The organism is Methylobacterium sp. AC690 (genome assembly GCF_979256535.1).
The window spans coordinates 19,186-38,035 of the sequence record NZ_CEEDOX010000018.1; the positions used below are offsets into that span (position 1 = coordinate 19,186).

Genomic DNA, 18,850 nt, shown 5'->3' on the forward strand with positions numbered 1-18,850 from the left:
TCTTCGTTCACCCCGGATCGTACGATGTCGGACGCACGGGGGCTATTCGCGCTCGATCCGGATCAGCTGGGGCGCTTCGGCGAGCAGGCCGTCGGCCGCGATGGCGTCCAGGGCGTCCCGGATCGTGCCCTCGGTGGCGGCGTAGGTGATCAGCACCAGGGGGACCGGCTGGCCGGAGCGGCCATGCGGATCCTTCGAGGCCGCGCTCTCGGAACGGCGCTGCAGGATGCTCTCGATGGAGATCTCGCGCTCGGCCATGCGGGTGGCGACGCCCGCGGCGACGCCGGGGCGGTCGTGCACGGTGAGGCGGATGTAGTAGCCGCCCTCGTGCCGCTGCATGGCGACGCGCTGGGACGGGCTCAGGGCAGCGGCGGGACGCCCGAAGGTCGGGCGGCGGGTGCCGGCGGCGATGTCGGTGATGTCGGAGACCACGGCCGAGGCGGTAGCCTCGCCGCCGGCGCCGGGGCCGATCAGGGTGAGTTCGCCCACCGCGTCCGCGTCGATGGTGACCGCGTTGGTCACGCCCATGACCTGGGCGATGGCGGAGGATTTCGGCACCATGGTCGGATGGACCCGCTGCTCGATGCCGCCGGCCGCCGCCTGGGCGACGCCCAGGAGCTTGATCCGGTAGCCCAGCTCCTCGGCCATGGTCAGGTCGAGGGGCTGGATCGCCGAGATGCCCTCGACGGAGACGCCCTCGGCGTCGACCTCGGTGCCGAAGGCGAGGCTCGTCAGGATCGCGAGCTTGTGGGCGGTGTCGAAGCCCTCGACGTCGAAGGTCGGGTCGGCCTCGGCGTAGCCCAGGGCCTGGGCGTCCTTGAGGCAGGCCTCGAAGGTCAGGCCCTCGCGCTCCATCCGGGTCAGGATGTAGTTGCAGGTGCCGTTCATGATTCCGTAGACGCGCGACACGGCATTGCCGGTCAGGCCCTCCCGCAGGGCCTTGATCACCGGGATGCCGCCGGCGACGGAGGCCTCGTAGGCCAGGGCCACGCCCGCCGCCTCGGCCTGCCGGGCGAGCGCCGCGCCGTGCTTGGCGAGCAGGGCCTTGTTGGCGGTGACCACGTGCTTGCCGGCGGCCAGGGCCGCCTCCACCGTCTGCCGGGCCGGCCCTTCGGCGCCGCCGATGAGTTCGACCACGCAATCGACCGCCCCGGAGGCCGCCAGGGCGACGGGATCGTCGAACCAGGTCACGCCGGCGAGGTCGAGGCCGCGGTCGCGGCCCCGGTCACGCGAGGAGACGGCGGTGACGCGAATCGCCTGTCCGCTGGTCTGGCCGAGGGCCTCGGCCCGGCGGGCGACCATCCGGACGACGGCGGCGCCGACGGTGCCGAGGCCGGCAACGCCGAGGCGAAGGCTCTGTGTCATGGGTGTGTTCCGTCACTCTGTCGCGCCGTGGACCTGTCGCGTCCGGGACCTGCCGCGTCCGGCGGCGGTGCGGGCTCGGCGTCGATCGGCGGAGGCGAATGCCGCGCTCGACGCGGCCCGATCTTCTGCAACGATTTGCCGGGGGGTGCAACAAAACGGCCCGCCGTCCTGGAGCCCCGGCGTTACGATCGGTGCCGACGGTATCGGACCGCGACGGCGATGAGCCCGTAGAGCACCCCGGCATTGAGCAGGTGCCAGACGGCGTGGGTGCCCAGGGGCCAGACCGGGCAGACCGCCCGGTCGAGGGTGCGGAAGCCGAGCGAGACGGCAAACAGCGCGGCCACCCCCAGGAGGCCGAGCCCGGCCTCGCGCCTAGCCGGATCGAGAAGGCCTCGCGGCGTCAGCAGGCCGGCGGCGACGCCCGTCAGCGCCAGGATCGCGGGGGCGTAGGCGAGGGAGCCGTTGGTCAGCGCGTCCGTCGACCGGCCCGTGAGCCCGTCGAGGGCGGGCTCCAGGCCGAGGTTGAACGCCGCGAAGGCCAGGGTGGCGGCGAGCGCCGCCCCGATTCCGAGGTCGAAGTAGCGCCGCATCGCCAGCAGGAAGTAGGCGTAGATGAAGAGCGCGATCGGGATGACGTCGGCGAGCAGCGACCAGCGCACCGCCAGGGTGTGGAACAGGAAGGAGCCGACCCCCACCACCGCCACCAGGGCGCTGAGCAGGAGGGCCGGCGCATCGCCCGTCCGGGCACGGCGCACGCGCGCCGTCGCCAGGGCGGCGGCGACCAGGAAGGCGCCGTTCGACAGGGCGTTGACCGGCTCCGCCCAGAAGCCGGGATCGCCGCGCTCGCAATAGGCGCAGATCGGCGCCAGCCAGTCACCTTCCATCTGGACCTCGCCTTCGTCTCGCGTCACGCCTTGCCAGCCCGCGGCGAAGGCCCGATGACGGACACCCACGCGCCCCAGCTCCCAGAGACCCCCTGCCCATGCGGATCGCCACCTGGAACGTCAATTCGATCAAGCAGCGCGTCGGTCACCTCGTCGGCTTCCTCGACGAGGCCAAGCCCGACGTGGTCTGCCTGCAGGAGCTGAAATGCCAGGACGAGGGGTTTCCGCGGGCGGAGATCGAGGCCGCGGGCTACGCCGTCGAGACCCTCGGTCAGAAGGCCTATAACGGCGTCGCCCTGCTGGTGCGCGCGCCCCTGGCGATGTCCGAGATCCGCCGCGGCCTCCCCGGCGACGACAGCGACGAGCAGGCCCGCTACATCGAGGCGCTGGTTTCCGGCGAGGGGGTGCGCCCCGTGCGCGTCGCCTCGATCTACCTGCCCAACGGCAATCCCGTCGACAGCCCGAAATACCCCTACAAGCTCGGCTTCCTGGAGCGGCTGCGGCGCCATGCGCAGGGCCTGCGCGAGGGCGAGGAGGCGGTGGTGCTGGCCGGCGACTACAACGTCATTCCCGAGCCGGACGATGCCGCCGACCCCGAGGCCTGGCGCGCGGACGCGTTGTTCCTGCCCCAGAGCCGGGCGGCGTTCCGGGCGCTCCTCGCCGAGGGCTACACCGATGCCCTGCGGGCCTGCGACCCGCGGTCCGGCCTCTACACCTTCTGGGACTATCAGGCGGGAGCCTGGAACCGGAATGCCGGGATCCGGATCGACCACCTCCTGCTCTCGCCGCAGGCCGCCGACCGGCTGACCGCGGCCTCGGTGCAGAAGCACCTGCGAGGCCTGGAAAAGCCCTCCGACCACGTGCCGGTGACGGCCGACCTCACCGACGCGTGAGCGAACGATCCGCGCGCCCGGGGGTTGGGCTCCACCGATCCCCCCAACATGGAGCACCCCCAAACGTGAAACTCTACGGCACCGGCTATTCGCCCTACGTCCGCAAGGTCCTCGTCGCCCTGGCCGAGAAGGGCCAGGCGGTGGAGCACATCCCGCTGTTCTTCCACGCCGAGGATGCGGCGTTCCAGGCGGCGAGCCCCCTCGGCAAGATTCCCGCCTTCGACGATGACGGCTTCCTGCTGGCCGATTCCTCGGCGATCCTGACCTACCTGGAGGCGAAGGTCCCGAGCCCGGCGCTGTACCCGTCCGAGGCCAAGGCCCGCGGCCGCGCGATCTGGTTCGACAAGTACGGCGACACCGAGATGTTCGACGCGATCATCGCCCCCTTCGCCAATCGTGTGGTGAAGCCCAAGATGCTCGGGCAGCCCGGCGACGAGGGCGCCGTCGCCAAGGCCCTCAACGAGGACCTGCCGAAGATCTACGATTACCTCGAAGGGCAGATCGACGGGCCCTACCTCGTCGGGGACGCCTTCAGCGTCGCGGACATCTCCGTGGCCACGGGCTTCCACAACCTGCATCTGGCCGGTGAAACCGTCGATGCCGGGCGCTGGCCGAAGCTCGCCGGCTACGTCAGCGCCACCCTGGCGCGCCCGTCCTTCGTGACGGCGCTCGCGGCCCGGACGTCGCCGAACTGATTGGCCGAACTAATGGGCCGAACGGATTGCCCGAACTGGGCGTCCCCGGGCGGCGCGACCGTCGGACCTCAGCGCCGGCGGCGCGCCGATCCGGTGACCTGGGCGGTGGTCTGGGAGGCCTGCGCCATCGCGGCGGCGCGGTCCTCCTCGCTGGCCGTGGCCCAGGCCTTCTCGTAGAGGGCGACGATCCAGTCGTCCTTGCGCCCCTGGGCGGCTTCCCGGGCCATGGAGAGCCACATCAGGCCGCGGGCGCGCTGGGCCGGCACGCCCTGGCCGTTGACGAGGAGCTGCCCGAGCAGGGCCTGGGCCGGAGCATGGCCCTTCTCGGCGGCGAGGTTGAACCAGCGCGCGGCCTGGCGCGCGTCGGTGTCGACTCCGGTGCCGTCGAGGTAGAGCCGGCCGAGATTGTACTGCGCGTTCGGGTCGCCGAAATACGAGGCGGCGTAGTTGAACATGTCGTAGGCGCGCTCGGGATTCGGGCGCACATAGGTGCCCTTGATCCCGTCGAGGAAGTAGGTCCCGAGTGCCGTGAAGGCGCTCGCGACCACGCCCGAGTTCTGGGCGTCCGGCCCCTCGTCGGTGGTGTCGTCGGCGATGCGCGAGAAGAACTCGAACGCCTTCAGGTCGTCGTGGGGCACGCCGTCGCCCTCCGCATACATGCGGCCGAGCTTCCACAGCGCCAGGGCATGGCCCTGCTCGGCGGCGTATTCCAGGGCGCGGGCGGCCCCTTCCTTGTCGCCGGCATTGTAGTCGCGCACGCCCATGCGCAGGGCCTCGCGGGCGCTGCGGTAGTTGCCGCTGGGCACCGGTGTCCGGGCGGTGGCGTCGAGGGCCGCCGCCGGCAGGGCGCCGAGGAACACGAGCCCGACCGCCGCGGCGAGCCGCCGGCCCATCGAGGCCGGCGGCCGATCCCGGGCGGCCCGTGCCGGCCGCGTGACGCGGCCGTGGGCTGTCCTAGATGTCCGCATAGGTGTGCGTCTCCTCGGCGCCGCCGGGATGGGTCACCGCGCCATTCACCGCCGGACCGACGGTCTGCTGGTACTTCCACAGGTAGCCGGAGGTGGCCGAGTTGGTGCGCGGGCTCCAGGCGGCGCGGCGCTGGGCGAACTCCGCGTCGGAGACCGCCACGTCGAGGGTGCCCTTGATGGCGTCGAGGGTGATCATGTCGCCGTCACGGATCAGGCCGATCGGACCGCCGACGGCGGCCTCGGGCCCGACATGGCCGACGCAGAAGCCGCGGGTGGCGCCCGAGAAGCGCCCGTCAGTGATGAGCGCGACCTTGTCGCCCATGCCCTGGCCGTAGAGGGCCGCGGTGGTGGAGAGCATCTCGCGCATGCCGGGGCCGCCCTTCGGGCCCTCGTAGCGGATGACGAGGACCTCGCCCTCCTTGTAGGTGCGCTTCTGGACGGCCTCGAAGCAGGCCTCCTCGCCGTCGAAGACGCGGGCCGGACCGGTGAAGACCTGCTTTTCCTCCGACATGCCCGCCACCTTCACGATGGCGCCCTCGGGGGCGAGGTTGCCGCGCAGGCCGACGACGCCGCCGGTGGGGGTCAGGGGCGTACCGGCGGAGCGAACCACGTCCTGGTCGGGGTTCCAGTGCACCCGCTCCATGTTCTCCGCCATGGTGCGGCCGGTGACCGTCATGCAGTCGCCGTGCAGGAAGCCGTGGTCGAGGAGCGTCTTGAGCAGCAGCGGGATGCCGCCGACCTCGAACATGTCCTTGGCGACGTAGCGCCCGCCCGGCTTCAGGTCGGCGATGTAGGGCGTCCGCTTGAACACCTCGGCGACGTCGAACAGGTCGAACTTGATGCCGCACTCGTGGGCGATGGCCGGCAGGTGCAGGGCCGCATTGGTGGAGCCGCCCGAGGCCGCGACGGCGGCCGCCGCGTTCTCGAGGCTCTTGCGGGTGACGATGTCGCGCGGGCGGATGTTCTTGGCGATGAGCTCCATCACCTTCTCGCCCGCGGTCATGCAGAATCTGTCGCGGATCTCGTAGGGCGCCGGCGCGCCGGCCGAGTAGGGCAGCGCGAGGCCGATGGCCTCGGAGACGGTGGCCATGGTGTTGGCGGTGAACTGCGCGCCGCAGGCGCCGGCCGACGGGCAGGCGACCTGCTCCAGCTCGTCGAGGTCCTCGAGGGACATGTCGCCCACCGCGACCTTGCCCACGGCCTCGAACAGGTCCTGCACCGTCACCGGCCGGCCGCGGAACGAGCCGGGCAGGATCGAGCCGCCGTAGATGAAGATCGACGGCACGTTGAGGCGCACCATCGACATCATCATGCCGGGCAGGGACTTGTCGCAGCCGGCCAGGCCCACGAGGGCGTCGTAGGCGTGGCCGCGCATGGTCAGCTCGACCGAGTCGGCGATGACCTCGCGGGAGGGCAGCGAGGCGCGCATGCCGGCATGGCCCATGGCGATGCCGTCCGTCACCGTGATGGTGCAGAACTCGCGCGGGGTGCCGTTGGCGGCCGAGACGCCCTTCTTCACCGCCTGCGCCTGGCGCATCAGCGAGATGTTGCAGGGGGCGGCCTCGTTCCAGCAGGAGGCGACGCCCACCAGCGGCTGGTGAATCTGCTCGCGGGTCAGGCCCATGGCATAGAGGTACGAGCGGTGGGGAGCGCGCTCAGGCCCCTCCGTGACATGGCGGCTCGGAAGCTTCGACTTGTCGGTTTTGCTCGCGTCCATCGTTCGTCTCACCGCCCCGGCCTGATACGCATGTGTGGGTTCGGCGCGACCGCGAACAGATGGGTGCGTTCCGTGGGGACCCACGGCGCGCGGCCCCACCGGACCGTTTCTCGGAAAGCGTCTGAACTCCGCGGTAAAGCGTTGGGGGAACTATCGTTTACCGCGCTTGCTGAGGTGGTCCCGGTTTATGGCGGGATCGCGGCGGCGAGAGGCGTCTCCCAAGGCAAAGTCGGGATGCTTTCGGGGTGTTGCGACCTCGCCACAGCCACGCTTTCGGGCGGGATTTCTTCCGAACAACCTGAAGCGACGGCCATTTTCGTCTCCCGGCCGCGCGCGAAGGCTTCAGGAGCCTTGACGCTTCAGGAGCCTTGGCGCCTCAGGAGCCTTGGGCCGACTCCGATCCGTCGCCCAGCAGGGTCGGGCCCGGGGCCGCCGCGAGGGCGGGCCCGCTGTCGTCCTTGAGGTTCACGCCGGAGATCCCGAGGGCGAAGGCCTGGGTCAGGAGCCAGTCGAGCTTGAACGCGGCCAGATCGTGCGAGAGCCCGGCCGGGCGCACGTTCGAGATGCAGTTGCGCTCGGCATCCGAGCGCCCCACCCGGGGGTCGAGGGTAAGGTAGAGCCCCAGGCTGTCCGGCGAGGACAGGCCGGGCCGCTCACCGATGATCACCACCACGGCGCGGGCCCTGAGCGCCGCGCCGACGCCGTCGCCGAGGGCGACCCGTGCCTGCGTCGCCACCACCACCGGCGCCACGCGCCAGCCGGCCCGGTGGAGATGCGGCTTGAAGGCGGCGAGGAAGCCCGCCGCCCCCTCGTGCACGGCCCGGGCCGAGAGGCCGTCGGCGACCACGAGGGCGAGGTCCACGGGGCCGTCGCCGCCGGCGGCGAGCGCCGCCGCAGCCCCGTCCCCGAGGGCGCGGCCGAGGTCGGGCCGGCGCAGATAGGTCGCCCGGTCCGGGGCGGCGGAGGTCACCGTGAGGGTCTCGAAGCCGAGTCCGGCGATGCCGGCGCTCACCGCCCCGGCGTCGAGGGGCGTGTGCACGGCGTCCCGGGCCTGGGCGTGGGCGAGGCCGAAGCGCAGGACCTCCCGGGTCGGCAGGCCGGAGCCGGCCCGGCCGAGGCCGATGCGGGCGGGGGTGAGCCGGGCGAGCCGGGCCCAAGGATCAATCGTGGGATCGTTCGTGGGATCGTTCGTGGGGTCGGCGTCCGGACCGGTCTCGCCCGTACGGCGGTCGGCGCTCATGCGGCGAGATCCGAACCCGCGAGGCCGGAGGTCGCGAGACCCGGCGCCGCCGCGAGGAGGCGGGCGCTCGGCCCCTGCGGCAGCAGGGCGCCGTCCGCGTCGGTGAGCCCGATCCGCTCCAGCCAGGCCTCGAATTCCGGGGCGCGCTTCAGGCCGAGCACCTCGCGCAGGTAGAGGGAATCGTGGAACGAGGTGGACTGGTAGTTCAGCATCACGTCGTCGGCGCCGGGGATGCCCATGATGAAGTTGCAGCCGGCCGCCCCCAGCAGGGTCAGCAGGGTGTCCATGTCGTTCTGGTCGGCCTCGGCGTGGTTGGTGTAGCAGACGTCCACCCCCAGGGGCACGCCCATAAGCTTGCCGCAGAAATGGTCCTCCAGCCCGGCCCGGATGATCTCCTTGCCGTCGTAGAGGTATTCCGGCCCGATGAAGCCCACCACCGTGTTGACCAGGAGGGGCCGGAACGGCCGCGCCACCGCGTAGGCCCGCGCCTCCAGGGTCTGCTGGTCGATGCCGTGATGCTGGCCGGCCGAGAGGGCCGAGCCCTGCCCGGTCTCGAAGTACATGCAGTTGTCGCCCACCGTGCCGCGCTTGAGGGCGAGGGCCGCCTCGTGCGCCTCCCGGAGGATCGGCAGGGTGACGCCGAAGCTGGCATTGGCCCCCTGCGTGCCCGCGATCGACTGGAACACCAGGTCGACGGGCAGGCCCCGGTTCATCGCCGCGATCGTGGTGGTCACGTGGGTGAGGATGCACCCTTGCGTCGGGATCTCCAGGCGCCGGATCAGGTCGTCGAAGAGGTGGAGCAGGCCGCTCAGGGTCGAGACGGAATCGGAGGCGGGGTTGAGGCCGATCACCGCGTCGCCGCAGCCGTAGGACAGGCCGTCGAGGATCGAGGCGGTGATGCCGGCGGCATCGTCGGTGGGGTGGTTGGGCTGCAGGCGCACGGCGAGGCGCCCCGGCAGCCCGATGGTGTTGCGGAAGCGGGTGACCACCCGGCACTTCCGCGCCACCAGGATCAGGTCCTGGTTGCGCATGATCTTGGAGACCGCCGCGGCGATCTCGGGCGTCACGCCGGGGGCGATCCGGGCCAGGGTCCCCGGCGCGGCGGTGAGCAGGAACTCGCGGAAATCGCCGACGGTGAGATGGGCGATCTCGGCGAAGGCCCCCGCATCGTGGGTGTCCAGGATGAGGCGCGTGACGTCGTCGGCCTCGTAGGCGATCAGGGGACGCGCCAGGATCTCGCGCAGCGGCACCTCGGCGAGGCACCAGCGCGCCGCCATCTCCTCCTCGGCGGATTCGGAAGCGATGCCGGCGAGCCGGTCGCCCGACCGCACCGGCGTCGCCTTCGCCATCAGGGTTGCGAGATCGGCGAAGACGTGGGTCCGCGGACCGACGACGTGACGATAGGCCATGGCGCGATGCCCTCCGTGAACTGTCCAGATCGCGCCCCGGCCCGCTTCGGCAAGACCGGCGCGGCAAGACCGGCGCAGCGAGCCCGGCGCGGCGCGCCTGCCGAGCGCGTGCGTCGGGGCGTGTGTCCGCCGACCCTCAGGCCGCGCCGGCGTGCGGGGCGGGCTCCTCGGTGGAGATCGCGTCGACGGTGCGCTGGGCCGGGCTGCCCTGCCCGTCCGCCCGCACGATGCGGATCTGCTGGTTGACCGGCTGCATGTTGCCCCAGGGCGTCGAGAAGGCGATCTCGGCGGCATCGCGGCCGACGCCGATGCGCACGAGCCCGTCGAGGTCGGCCTGGCGCGTGGCGTCGAACAGCCACCAGCGCCCGTCGAGATAGGCCTCGAACACCGCGTGGAAGTCGCTCGGCACGAGGCCGTGGGCGTAGCAGCTGACGAAGCGGGCCGGGATGCCGAGCGCCCGGCAGAAGGCGGTGCCGATATGCGCGAAGTCCCGGCAGACCCCGGCCCGCTTGAGCAGGCTCTCGTCCGCGGTGGTCTCGCCGTCGCTGGTGCCGGGCTGGTAGGTCAGGTGGTCGTGGATCCAGTTGCAGATCGCGTTGACGCGCTGATGGCCCTTCGGCAGGGCACCGAACTCGGCCAGCGCGAAGGGCGTCAGCCGGTCGGAGGAGACGAAGCGGCTCGGCAGCAGGAAGGGCAGGATGTCGAGGGGCAGCTTCGCGATCGGCGTCTCGTTGATCGTCGCCGGGTCGGCCCGGTGCACGGTGAGCTCGACCTCGGCACTGTATTCCAGCGAAAACTGACCCACCGGCACGTTGACGCCGAGATACCGGTTCTGCAGGTCGGGCGTGATGTAGATGTCGCGCTTCAAGTTCGGCGACAACACCAGGCTTTCATGGAGGATCTCGACGCTGCGCAGGCGCGCGACTTCAAGATTGAAGATGAACGTCGTGTCCGAGAGGATGTTGTAGGATAAATTGCAGCCCAGTTGATAGCGCACCATCCGCTCCTTGCCGGCAGGTTCGGGTCGTCACCCGAGCAGAGATGACCGCAGCGAGGACGACGTGATCGGGGACGACCATAGCAAGGATCGCGCCTCGTGGCGTGCCTTCGCGACAAGTCCGCGAGGGTCTTGGTCGACGCGGCGTGTCCGCCCGCAACGCCTGTCGCGCCCGCGGCCCCGGAACAGCAGACGGCAAAAATAAATCTGAGGTTGCTTTTCTCGCGCGAGAAATGCCACCTAGGCGTGCCTGTCCGGCGATTCGGAAGACCTTCCTTCATCTCAGGCGTGGAGGCCTCGTCACGCTGCATCGGCAGCGGCTTGGCGCGCTTTACTGATGCCGCAGGGACTACGCCATGACCGTCAACTTCAGCGTTGTTGGAATATTTTATCGTTACGCGGTCGACTTTACCCAGGTCCCAGGACGCACGGTCCTCGACGTGATGAATTACGTCACGAAGGTCGACAAGAACTTCACCTTCACGGAGTTGACCTTCCAGGGAAACCGGATCGTCAATTCCCTGGGTTACGTCCACCCGGCGGACTTCACAGGTCGAACCGGGATCACCTACCCGCAGGGGATGTACCAGCTGGCCCAGTCCTTCACCGACCCGACGCCCAATCCCTACTCGGTCTGGCAGTATTACCTGTTCGACCAGAACGGGATCCGGCAACCGACGCAGGCGGATTTCTCCTACACCCAAGCCAAGGTGGCGGATGGCTGGTCCATCGTCTGGCGGCTGGTCACCATCTGCAACGCCCCGACCGCGGTGGCCAAGCGGCTGCGTTCGCTCGTTCCGCCGGAGCAGCAGGACGCGCTGCGGATCAGCTGAGGGCCCGGCACGGGCCCGGTCAGGTCCGCGGCGCCAGGATCACCGTGAGCGAGCGTACGCCCTGCGCGCCGTGGATCAGCACGCCCTCGATGTCGGCGGTGGCCGAGGGGCCGGTGTGCAGCACGGCGTAGGCGGCGTGGGCGAAGTCCGGGCGGCGGTAGGCCGCCTGGATGTTCACCAGGATGTCGGCCGGGTCGAGGAGCACCACGAGGTGCTGGGCGAGATAGGCAACGGCGTTCACCTTCAACTCGGCCTGCGTGAACAGCACCGAGCCGGTCTCGGCCACGCCGAACACCGCCCGCACGATGGCGACGTCGACGTCGGCGAGGTCCTGCGGCCGGGCGACGGCGCCGAGATCGCGGTTGCCCGCGATCTCCGGCACGGCGGAGGCGATGACCGCCGCGCCGTCCAGGCGCTCGCGCACGCTGGCGAAGAGGTCCCCTTCGGGCGGCGCCTCGGCGAGCCGCCCGCCCATGCGCTTCAGGCGCTCGCCGAACTCGGCCACGCGGTCGTCGCCGACCAGCGGCGCGAAGAGCGGCACCTCCGGCAGCGGGTGCTCGCCGGCCGGGCGGTTCCGGCGGATGCGTGCCAGGGTGGCTTCGCGGACGCTCACTTGTTGCCCCCGGACTTGTTGCCGTCGCTCGTGTTGCCGTCGCTCTTCTTGCCGTCGATCTTCTTGCCCCCCGCCTTCGCCAGGCGGTTCTGCTTGTACCAGGCGTGGAAGGTCTGGCGCGGGGCCTCGGGCATCTCGCGGCCCTTCCCCCAGGTGTTGAGCGGGTTGTAGACGGCGAAGCGCGGCAGCACCTTCAGGGCGGAATCGGCCGCCCCGATGGCGGCCCGGTAGGTGGCGGGGCGACTCAGCACCTGGCCCGCCGCCTTCATCATGCCCTGCTTGAGGAGCGGGATCTGGTGCTCCTCCGCCAGGACCTTCCGCCAGGCGAAGATCTGCTCGTGGATGTTGATCTTCACCGGGCAGACGTTGGTGCAGGAGCCGTTCATCGTCGAGGAGAACGGCAGGGTCGAGTATTTCCGCTTGTTGAAGGTCGGGTCGATGATCAGCCCGATCGGGCCCGAATAGGTGGCGCCGTAGGAGAGGCCCCCCGAGCGCCGGTAGACCGGGCAGGTGTTCATGCAGGCGCCGCAGCGGATGCACTTCAGCGAGGTCCAGAACTCCTCCATGCCGAGGCGCTCGGAGCGGCCGTTATCCACCAGCACCATGTGCATCTCGGTGCCCGCGCGGGGCGCCCGGAAGTGCGAGGTGTACTGGGTGATGGGCGAGCCCAGCGCCGAGCGCGAGAGCAGGCGCAGGAACACGCCGAGATGCTCGATGCGCGGGATCAGCTTCTCGATGCCGATGGAGTGGATCTGGAGCTTGGGCACGTTGCCCGAGAGGTCGGCATTGCCCTCGTTGGTGCAGGTCACCACCGTGCCGGTCTCCGCGATGGCGAAGTTGCAGCCGGTCAGGCCCGCATCCGCCTCCAGGATGAGCGGGCGCGTGTGCATGCGCTGGCTCTCGGCCAGGTAGTGGGCGTCGTCGTTCTCCGGGTCGGTCCCCATGGTGCGGGAGAAGACCTCGGCCACGTCGAAGCGGGTCTTGTGCACGGCCGGCACCACCACGTGGCTCGGCTCCTCGTTGTCGAGCTGCTGGATGCGCTCGCCGAGATCCGTCTCGATCACCTCGATGCCGGTGCCGGCCATGTAGTGCCGGAAGCCGCACTCCTCGGTGAGCATCGACTTCGACTTGATCAGCGATGTCGCGCCGTGATCCTTGAGGATGCCGTGGACGATGCGGTTGTGCTCGGCCCCGTCGGCGGCCCAGTGCACGTGGACGCCGTTGGCCTTGGCCTGCGCCTCGAACTGCTCGAGGTAGCGGTCGAGGTTGGCCAGGGTGTGCGTCTTGATCTGCGAGGCGAGCTCGCGCAGCTCCTCCCATTCGGGGATGCCGAAGGCGGCGGTGTCGCGCTTGGAGCGCAGGTCCCAGAGCCGGGCGTCGTGCGCCTTCTGGTGCATCGGCGCGGCCAGGAAGCGCTCGGCGGCTTCGGCTTGGTCGATGGGGCGGTCGCCGCGGATCTTGGCGCCGCGCGGCTGCGGCTCCCGGGGCGCCTTCGGCGAGATGGCCTTGGCCGAGATCGGCCGCGAGGCGCCCTCGGCGTGCTGCAGGCGCTGGCCGTCCTGGCCGCGCTCGCTCTCGTCGTTGCCGGCCAGCACCTCGGGGTGGATCACGCCGTCGCGGCGGGCCTCGTCCTGCGGACGCTGTTCGCCGCGGGGCTGAAGGTCTTCGGAGGCGCTCATGCGGTCGCTCCATTGAGGATGCGGGCGATGTGGATGAACTTCAGCGGCACGCCGATCCGGTCGGCGCAGCCCTTCTGGTGCATCATGCAGGAGGAATCGGCCGAGACGACGTATTCGGCGCCCGCCTGGGCGTGATCGGAGACCTTGTCGTAGCCCATTTTGGCCGAGACCGCGGGTTCGAACACCGAGAAGGTGCCGCCGAAGCCGCAGCACTCGTCGGGCCGGGCGGGGGCGACGATCTCGATGCCCTTGACCTTCTTCAGCAGGTCGAGAGGCTTGGAGAAGAACGGCGCGTTCAGCTCGGACGGACGGGCATGGTGGATGCCCCGGAGGGCGTTGCAATTGCCGTGGTAGCCGACCCGGTGCGGGAACTCCGCCCAGGGAAATTCCTCGACCTTGAGGATGTCGTGCAGGAATTCGACCAGCTCGAAGGTCTTGGCCCGCACCGCCTTGACCTCGTCCGTCTGCGGGATCGCCGTGAGGTGCTCGCGCACCTGATGCACGCAGGAGCCGGACGGGGCCACGACGTAGTCGAACGGGGCGAAGTTCTTGACGAACAGCGCCTCGGTGGCGGCCGCCTCGGCGTGGCAGCCGGTGTTGGTCATCGGCTGGCCGCAGCAGGTCTGGTCGAAGGGGTAGTCCACGTCGAGCCCGAAGCGCTCCAGCAGCTCCAGCGTGGCGACCCCCACCTCCGGCTCGAAGGCGTCGACGTAGCACGGCACGAACAGTCCGATGCGCATGGCGTTCCCTGGTCCCGCGCCCATCGGGACACCCCGCCGGCCGCCTTTGGAAATGTTCTACTCTGGGGCCGGGTTTAGAGCATCGGGCCGGAAAGGGGAAACCAGTTTCTCGCGCGCAGGGGTGCGGAAAGGGTGCGGATCGGGGTGCGGGATGGTGTCCGAGGCGCAGGCCCGTGCGCGATCGGATTTTCAACGCGGAAACGGTAAGTGTTCGCGGGCCTCCGCGCTGCGGGTTGCTTGCCGAAGCGCTGCGATGTCCATCTCGATCCGGATCGTTGGCTCGGCCTCGATCGGATCGCGCCGGCGACTCGCGCAGACATCTCTCCGGCGGATCGGCCGGTACAACCCCGGCGCGGCGAACCCGACCGGTCCCGTCCCCGCGCGGGCGACGCGCCGGCTCAGGCGGCCAGCCGCACGGACAGGCAGACCACGGCCACCGCCAGGACGAGCGAGACCAGCTTCCAGAACAGCACCGGATCGCGCTCCAGCAGCGCCGCCCGTCGGAGGCCGGGCAGCGACGGATTGGGGTGGCGCAGGTCGTGGAGGAACGCCGAGAGAACCTCGTAGCGCTGGGCCGGATTGGGATGCACCGCTTTCCGCAGGGCCGCATCGACGTAGGCCGGCAGGCCCGCGCGCGCCGCCGCGAGGGAGACGTAATGCAGGCGCCGGGCCCGGGCTTCGCTGAAGGCCTGGGCCGCGCGCGCGCCGTAGGGCAGGCGTCCGGTGAGCATCTGATAGGCGATCACGCCCAGCGCGAAGATGTCCGATTGCGGCGTGGCGGGGCGTCCCGCGAGGCATTCCGGCGCGGTGTACTGCACGGTGCCCAGCACCGTGTCGTCGACGGACGCATCGTCCTCCGCGAGCCCGGCGATCCGGGTCGAGCCGAAATCGATGATCCGGACGGTGCCCGCGGCGTCGACCAGGATGTTGTGGGGGCGCAGGTCGCGGTGGACCATCTCACGGCGGTGGAAGGCGCGCAGGCCGACCGCGATCTGCTCGACGAGGCGCCGCACCTCCTCGAGGTCCGGCTCCGGAGTGTCGCTCAGCCACTGGGCGAGCGTCCGGCCCTCGACGTAGTCCATGACCGTGTAGAGGTGGCTGCGCCGCCGGGTCTGGGGCGGGGCGCTCAACACGTGCGGATTGTCGATCCGCCGGGCGATCCACTCTTCCATCATCAGCCGCTGCAGGCCGGCCGGGTCGGTCTGCAACTCCGTCGACGGCACCTTGAGGGCGACGTTGCGCCCGCTCTCCGCATCGATCGCCAGGTAGACGTGGCTGCGGTGGCTCGCATGCAACGTTCGCAGCACGCGGTAGCCGTCGAACGTGGTCGGCGGAGCGAGGAGCGGCGCCGGAGGCAGGGCGTCGATCCGGCCCGAGAGTTCGTCCAGCGCGCCGTCGGGCACGGCTTCGACGCGGACGATCTGGACGGTGAGGTTGTCGCCGCTGCCGTTGTCGTAGGCCTGGCGGACGATCTCCCGGGCGGCCCGGTCGAGATCGCCGGCATGTGTCGCGATCGCGGCGACGATCGCCTCCGGCCGCACGTGCTCGTGCACGCCGTCCGTCGTCAGGACGAAAACGTCTCCGCCCTCGATCGCCACCGCGTGGTGGTCGATCTCGACATGGGCGGCGGCACCGAGCGCCCGGCCGAGATAGGATTCGTCGGCGGAGAGGACGACGCGGTGGTCCTCGGTCAGGACTTCGAGCGAGCGCTGCCCCACGCGTGCGATGCGGGCATCGCCCACGTGGAAGATGTGGGCGGTGCGCGACCGCAGGACGAGGGCGCTGAAGGTGGTGACGTAGCCCCGATCGCGGGAGCCCTCGGGATCCTGCAGGTGCCGGTTGCGCCGGGTCTCGGCAAAGAGCCACGAATTCGTCGCGGCGATGACCCGGCTGGCCGCCGTCTTCACCGACCAGGTCTCGGGGGTCTCGTAGTAATCGGACAGGAAGCTCCGGACCGCCGTCTCGCTCGCGACGTGGCTGACCGGGCTGCTGCCGATCCCGTCCGCGAGGGCGATGGCGCTTCCCCGCAGAACCAGCGCGGCGCCCTCGGGGACGCGCGCGCCGTGAAAATCCTGGTTGGTCTCCTTGCGCCCGCGCTCGCTGGCCTGGCCGAGGGAGAGGATCAGAGGCGAAGGCATCGGCAGATCCCGGCGGTCGCGCCCGGCACCGTGCGGCGCGGGGCTCGACCGCCGAGTCGGCGCTCAGGCCGCGAGGCGGCGCTCCGCGTTGACGACGGTCCGCTTCGGGGCGGTCCGGACGTGGGTGGTGTAGAGAGTCAGGCCGGTGAAGGCGAGGCCGCCGACGAGGTTGCCGAGCACGGTCGGGATCTCGTTCCAGAAAAAGTAGTCGCCGATCGAGAACTGGCCGCCCATGAGCAGGCCGAAGGGGAACAGGAACATGTTCACCACGGAATGCTCGAAGGTCATGTAGAAGAACAGCATGATCGGCATCCACATGGCGATCACCTTGCCGCTGACCGTGGTCGAGATCATCGCGCCGACGACGCCGGTGGAGACCATCCAGTTGCACAGCATGCCGCGGATGAAGATCGTGAACCAGCCGCCGACGCCGTGCGCGGCGTAGCCGACGGTGCGCCGCTCGCCGATATGGGCGATGAATTCACCGACCTTGTCGGCCGGCGCCGTGAAGCCGAACGTGAACACGAAGCCCATCATCAGGGCCACGGTGAGCGCGCCGAGGAAGTTGCCGAGGAAGACGAGGCCCCAGTTGCGGAACACGCCCGCCCAGGTCACGCCGGGCCGGCGGTCCAGGAGCGCGAGGGGAGCCAGGACGAACACGCCCGTGAGCAGGTCGAAGCCCAGCAGGTAGAGCATGCAGAAGCCGACCGGGAACAGGGCGGCGCCGAGGATGGGAATGCCGGTCTGCTGCGTGATGCTGACGGCGAAGACCGCGGCGAGGGCCAGGATCGCGCCGGCCATGTAGGCGCGAATGATGGTGTCGCGGGTCGACATGAAGATCTTGGATTCGCCTGCATCCACCATCTTGGTGACGAACTCAGCAGGGGCGAGATAGGCCATATCGGGTCCTTTTCCTGTTCGGGCTTCTGCAAAGCTCGCCGGACGGGCTGGGCCGAGGCCCTCATCCGGCCACGCTTCATTGCGCGGCCTGCAGCGAGGGACGTGCGAGGGTCTCGCACGTCGCCTGTCGCCGACCGGCATGCAAGAGCCGTACCCGTTCGGAGCCGATCACCGCCCGGGAAGCGCGTTCGCGGTTCCCCGACGCCGCCGGTTTCGCAACCGACACGGGAGCGCCCCCGCGGCCCCGGTGCGGGACGGCGGACGAACCTGCGATCGTCCGCCAACCGGGAGCTCAGGCGACCATGACGTCCAGGACCCAGGTCACGCCGAAGCGATCCGTCAGCATTCCGTAGAGCGGGGACCAGGCCGAGGCGCCGAGCGGCTGCAGGATCGACGCGCCCGCGCGCAGCGTCTCCCAGTGCGCGGTGATCTCCTCGGCCGAACTGCCGCGGACCGAGACGTAGACCGCGTTCTCGCCGGGGTGCCACGGCTTCTCCGGCTGCACGTCGTAGGCCATGATCCGGAAGCCCTGATCGGACGCCACCTGGCCCCAAATCACCTGCTCGGCCTGCGCGGCGTCCTGCGTCGCCCCGAGGTCTCCGTACGTGACGATCGTCCGCTCGCCCCCGAAGACGGAGCGGTAGAAGTCGAGGGCCTCGCGGGCCTGGCCGCGAAAGTTGAGATGGGTCGTGGTTTGGACACTCATGGCGGTCTCCGATGCGCGGGACGTGTTGTCCTGCCTGGCGACCGGGATGTACCAACCCCGACCTGACAGAAACCGGCAGTAGCGTGATGGCCCGGAGCGACCGCCTCTTCCGTCTCCTCCAAGCGATGCGCACCCTGCCCGCCCCCGTGACCGCCGCACGGCTCGCCGAGGAGACCGGCGTCTCCGTGCGGTCGCTCTACCGGGATATCGAGAGCCTGCGGGCAGCCGGGGCCCGGATCGACGGCGAGCGGGGCTACGGCTACCGCTTGACCGAGGATTACGCGCTGCCGCCGCAGACCTTGGACCGCCTGGAGATCGAGGCGTTGGCCCTCGGCATGGCGGAGGTGCGTCGCATGGGCGACCCCGACCTGGCGGCGGCCGCGGCCTCGGTCGTGGCCAAGGTCGCCGCAACCCTGCCGGACGACCGCGAGCAGCAGCTGTTTCACGCCGTGTCGAAGGTCTACCGCCCCGACGCGCGCTATCTCCCCGTACCGGGCCTCGGGCTGATCCGGCAGGCGTGCTGGCGGGAGGACGCGCTCGCCATTCGCTACACGGACGAACACGGCGCGGCCACGCAGCGCACGATCCTGCCGCTGGCGCTCGTGTACACGGAGCGGCGGCTGGTCGTTCTGGCCTGGTGCCGCCTGCGCGAGGCGTTCCGGATGTTCCGGGTCGACCGCATCGTCGAGGCCCGGGTCGCGGGCGGCAGCTTCCGGCCGGGACGGGCGTCGCTGCTGCGGGCCTACCTGGAGGCGTTGGAGAACGGGGCTGCGGCTCCGCCGGCGGCCTGACGCGTCAGGCAGGCTTCTCCTGGTCGGCCCTGCGTCGGCCCTGCGCCGGCCCTGCGTGGGCCGGCCGCTTCGGCTCAGGGCGGGGCGCGGTCTCCGGTCTCGGAAGGCAGGAGCAACGCGACGTCCGCGCATCGCCGGAGAGCTCGGGACGCGCTTCGACCGCACGAGCCGGAAGGCGACGTCGTCCTGCGCCGACAACCGCTCCGTCCGCGCTCCGGAATCGTGCCGGAAGGACGAGAGCCGGGTGCGCCCGGGCTGAGATCGGCTGCAGATCGTTGGTGA

General features: G+C 70.5%; 17 protein-coding genes. 4 read left to right on the top strand and 13 right to left on the bottom strand.

What is annotated here, in order from left to right:
• Positions 1-42: 42 nt before the first annotated feature.
• Positions 43-1,365, bottom strand: a complete 1,323-nt coding sequence (locus AC0IY1_RS19915) for a homoserine dehydrogenase (protein WP_471771785.1) — start codon at positions 1,363-1,365, stop codon at positions 43-45.
• Between the two features lie 182 nt (positions 1,366-1,547).
• Positions 1,548-2,249, bottom strand: a complete 702-nt coding sequence (locus AC0IY1_RS19920) for a ceramidase domain-containing protein (protein ID WP_471771888.1) — start codon at positions 2,247-2,249, stop codon at positions 1,548-1,550.
• Positions 2,250-2,347: 98 nt separating this feature from the next.
• Here AC0IY1_RS19920 and xth point away from each other — a divergent pair, with 98 nt between their 5' ends.
• Positions 2,348-3,142, top strand: coding sequence for an exodeoxyribonuclease III (xth, locus tag AC0IY1_RS19925; RefSeq protein ID WP_055949940.1), 795 nt, complete (start codon positions 2,348-2,350; stop codon positions 3,140-3,142).
• A gap of 65 nt (positions 3,143-3,207) precedes the next feature.
• Positions 3,208-3,837, top strand: coding sequence for a glutathione S-transferase family protein (locus AC0IY1_RS19930; protein ID WP_103709508.1), 630 nt, complete (start codon positions 3,208-3,210; stop codon positions 3,835-3,837).
• A gap of 68 nt (positions 3,838-3,905) precedes the next feature.
• On the opposite strand, the gene AC0IY1_RS19935 is transcribed toward AC0IY1_RS19930, so the two are convergent.
• From AC0IY1_RS19935 to AC0IY1_RS19955, 5 genes are all read right to left on the bottom strand, one after another.
• Positions 3,906-4,805: a tetratricopeptide repeat protein gene (locus AC0IY1_RS19935; RefSeq protein WP_471771787.1), complete on the bottom strand. Its 900-nt coding sequence runs from the start codon at positions 4,803-4,805 to the stop codon at positions 3,906-3,908.
• Positions 4,792-6,522: a dihydroxy-acid dehydratase gene (gene ilvD, locus AC0IY1_RS19940; RefSeq protein WP_055949931.1), complete on the bottom strand. Its 1,731-nt coding sequence runs from the start codon at positions 6,520-6,522 to the stop codon at positions 4,792-4,794. Before ilvD ends, AC0IY1_RS19935 begins: the two co-directional genes overlap by 14 nt.
• Positions 6,523-6,898: 376 nt before the next feature.
• Positions 6,899-7,762, bottom strand: a complete 864-nt coding sequence (eutC, locus tag AC0IY1_RS19945) for an ethanolamine ammonia-lyase subunit EutC (protein ID WP_471771789.1) — start codon at positions 7,760-7,762, stop codon at positions 6,899-6,901.
• On the bottom strand, positions 7,759-9,171 hold the full coding sequence (locus AC0IY1_RS19950; RefSeq protein WP_471771791.1) for an ethanolamine ammonia-lyase subunit EutB: 1,413 nt from the start codon (positions 9,169-9,171) through the stop codon (positions 7,759-7,761). Before AC0IY1_RS19950 ends, eutC begins: the two co-directional genes overlap by 4 nt.
• Before the next feature lie 136 nt (positions 9,172-9,307).
• Positions 9,308-10,168 carry a transglutaminase-like domain-containing protein gene (locus AC0IY1_RS19955; RefSeq protein WP_055950117.1) on the bottom strand — a complete coding sequence of 287 codons (861 nt, stop codon included), beginning with the start codon at positions 10,166-10,168 and terminating at the stop codon, positions 9,308-9,310.
• Positions 10,169-10,524: 356 nt separating this feature from the next.
• On the opposite strand from AC0IY1_RS19955, the gene AC0IY1_RS19960 reads away from it, so the two are divergent.
• Positions 10,525-11,001, top strand: a complete 477-nt coding sequence (locus AC0IY1_RS19960) for a hypothetical protein (RefSeq protein ID WP_471771793.1) — start codon at positions 10,525-10,527, stop codon at positions 10,999-11,001.
• Between the two features lie 19 nt (positions 11,002-11,020).
• On the opposite strand, the gene AC0IY1_RS19965 is transcribed toward AC0IY1_RS19960, so the two are convergent.
• The 6 genes from AC0IY1_RS19965 to AC0IY1_RS19990 form a co-directional block, all read right to left on the bottom strand.
• Complete coding sequence (locus AC0IY1_RS19965; protein WP_471771795.1) at positions 11,021-11,614, bottom strand: LutC/YkgG family protein; 594 nt, start codon at positions 11,612-11,614, stop codon at positions 11,021-11,023.
• Positions 11,611-13,293 (bottom strand): lactate utilization protein B, encoded by a 1,683-nt coding sequence (locus tag AC0IY1_RS19970; RefSeq protein ID WP_471771797.1) that lies wholly within the window; start codon positions 13,291-13,293, stop codon positions 11,611-11,613. The genes AC0IY1_RS19965 and AC0IY1_RS19970 overlap by 4 nt, the downstream gene beginning before the upstream one ends.
• Positions 13,290-14,033 carry a (Fe-S)-binding protein gene (locus AC0IY1_RS19975; protein ID WP_055949917.1) on the bottom strand — a complete coding sequence of 248 codons (744 nt, stop codon included), beginning with the start codon at positions 14,031-14,033 and terminating at the stop codon, positions 13,290-13,292. The genes AC0IY1_RS19970 and AC0IY1_RS19975 overlap by 4 nt, the downstream gene beginning before the upstream one ends.
• A 398-nt stretch (positions 14,034-14,431) precedes the next feature.
• Positions 14,432-16,171, bottom strand: a complete 1,740-nt coding sequence (locus AC0IY1_RS19980) for a protein kinase domain-containing protein (protein ID WP_471771799.1) — start codon at positions 16,169-16,171, stop codon at positions 14,432-14,434.
• Between the two features lie 63 nt (positions 16,172-16,234).
• Entirely contained in the window at positions 16,235-17,071 is an 837-nt protein-coding gene (locus tag AC0IY1_RS19985) for a formate/nitrite transporter family protein (RefSeq protein ID WP_055949910.1), read from the bottom strand.
• 292 nt (positions 17,072-17,363) lie between these two features.
• Positions 17,364-17,777: a VOC family protein gene (locus tag AC0IY1_RS19990; protein ID WP_471771801.1), complete on the bottom strand. Its 414-nt coding sequence runs from the start codon at positions 17,775-17,777 to the stop codon at positions 17,364-17,366.
• 86 nt (positions 17,778-17,863) lie between these two features.
• Here AC0IY1_RS19990 and AC0IY1_RS19995 point away from each other — a divergent pair, with 86 nt between their 5' ends.
• Positions 17,864-18,568, top strand: coding sequence for a helix-turn-helix transcriptional regulator (locus AC0IY1_RS19995; RefSeq protein ID WP_103709519.1), 705 nt, complete (start codon positions 17,864-17,866; stop codon positions 18,566-18,568).
• Positions 18,569-18,850: the final 282 nt, after the last annotated feature.

Excerpts from the sequence above, each read along its gene's own strand:
- AC0IY1_RS19920 (WP_471771888.1), bottom strand. The coding sequence starts at position 2,249 with ATGGAAGGTGACTGGCTGGCGCCGATCTGCGCCTATTGCGAGCGCGGC.
- ilvD (WP_055949931.1), bottom strand. The coding sequence starts at position 6,522 with ATGGACGCGAGCAAAACCGACAAGTCGAAGCTTCCGAGCCGCCATGTC.
- AC0IY1_RS19950 (WP_471771791.1), bottom strand. The coding sequence starts at position 9,171 with ATGGCCTATCGTCACGTCGTCGGTCCGCGGACCCACGTCTTCGCCGAT.
- AC0IY1_RS19970 (WP_471771797.1), bottom strand. The coding sequence starts at position 13,293 with ATGAGCGCCTCCGAAGACCTTCAGCCCCGCGGCGAACAGCGTCCGCAG.
- AC0IY1_RS19980 (WP_471771799.1), bottom strand. The coding sequence starts at position 16,171 with ATGCCTTCGCCTCTGATCCTCTCCCTCGGCCAGGCCAGCGAGCGCGGG.
- AC0IY1_RS19975 (WP_055949917.1), bottom strand. The coding sequence starts at position 14,033 with ATGCGCATCGGACTGTTCGTGCCGTGCTACGTCGACGCCTTCGAGCCG.
- AC0IY1_RS19995 (WP_103709519.1), top strand. The coding sequence starts at position 17,864 with ATGGCCCGGAGCGACCGCCTCTTCCGTCTCCTCCAAGCGATGCGCACC.
- eutC (WP_471771789.1), bottom strand. The coding sequence starts at position 7,762 with ATGAGCGCCGACCGCCGTACGGGCGAGACCGGTCCGGACGCCGACCCC.
- xth (WP_055949940.1), top strand. The coding sequence starts at position 2,348 with ATGCGGATCGCCACCTGGAACGTCAATTCGATCAAGCAGCGCGTCGGT.
- AC0IY1_RS19985 (WP_055949910.1), bottom strand. The coding sequence starts at position 17,071 with ATGGCCTATCTCGCCCCTGCTGAGTTCGTCACCAAGATGGTGGATGCA.
- AC0IY1_RS19960 (WP_471771793.1), top strand. The coding sequence starts at position 10,525 with ATGACCGTCAACTTCAGCGTTGTTGGAATATTTTATCGTTACGCGGTC.
- AC0IY1_RS19935 (WP_471771787.1), bottom strand. The coding sequence starts at position 4,805 with ATGCGGACATCTAGGACAGCCCACGGCCGCGTCACGCGGCCGGCACGG.
- AC0IY1_RS19990 (WP_471771801.1), bottom strand. The coding sequence starts at position 17,777 with ATGAGTGTCCAAACCACGACCCATCTCAACTTTCGCGGCCAGGCCCGC.
- AC0IY1_RS19915 (WP_471771785.1), bottom strand. The coding sequence starts at position 1,365 with ATGACACAGAGCCTTCGCCTCGGCGTTGCCGGCCTCGGCACCGTCGGC.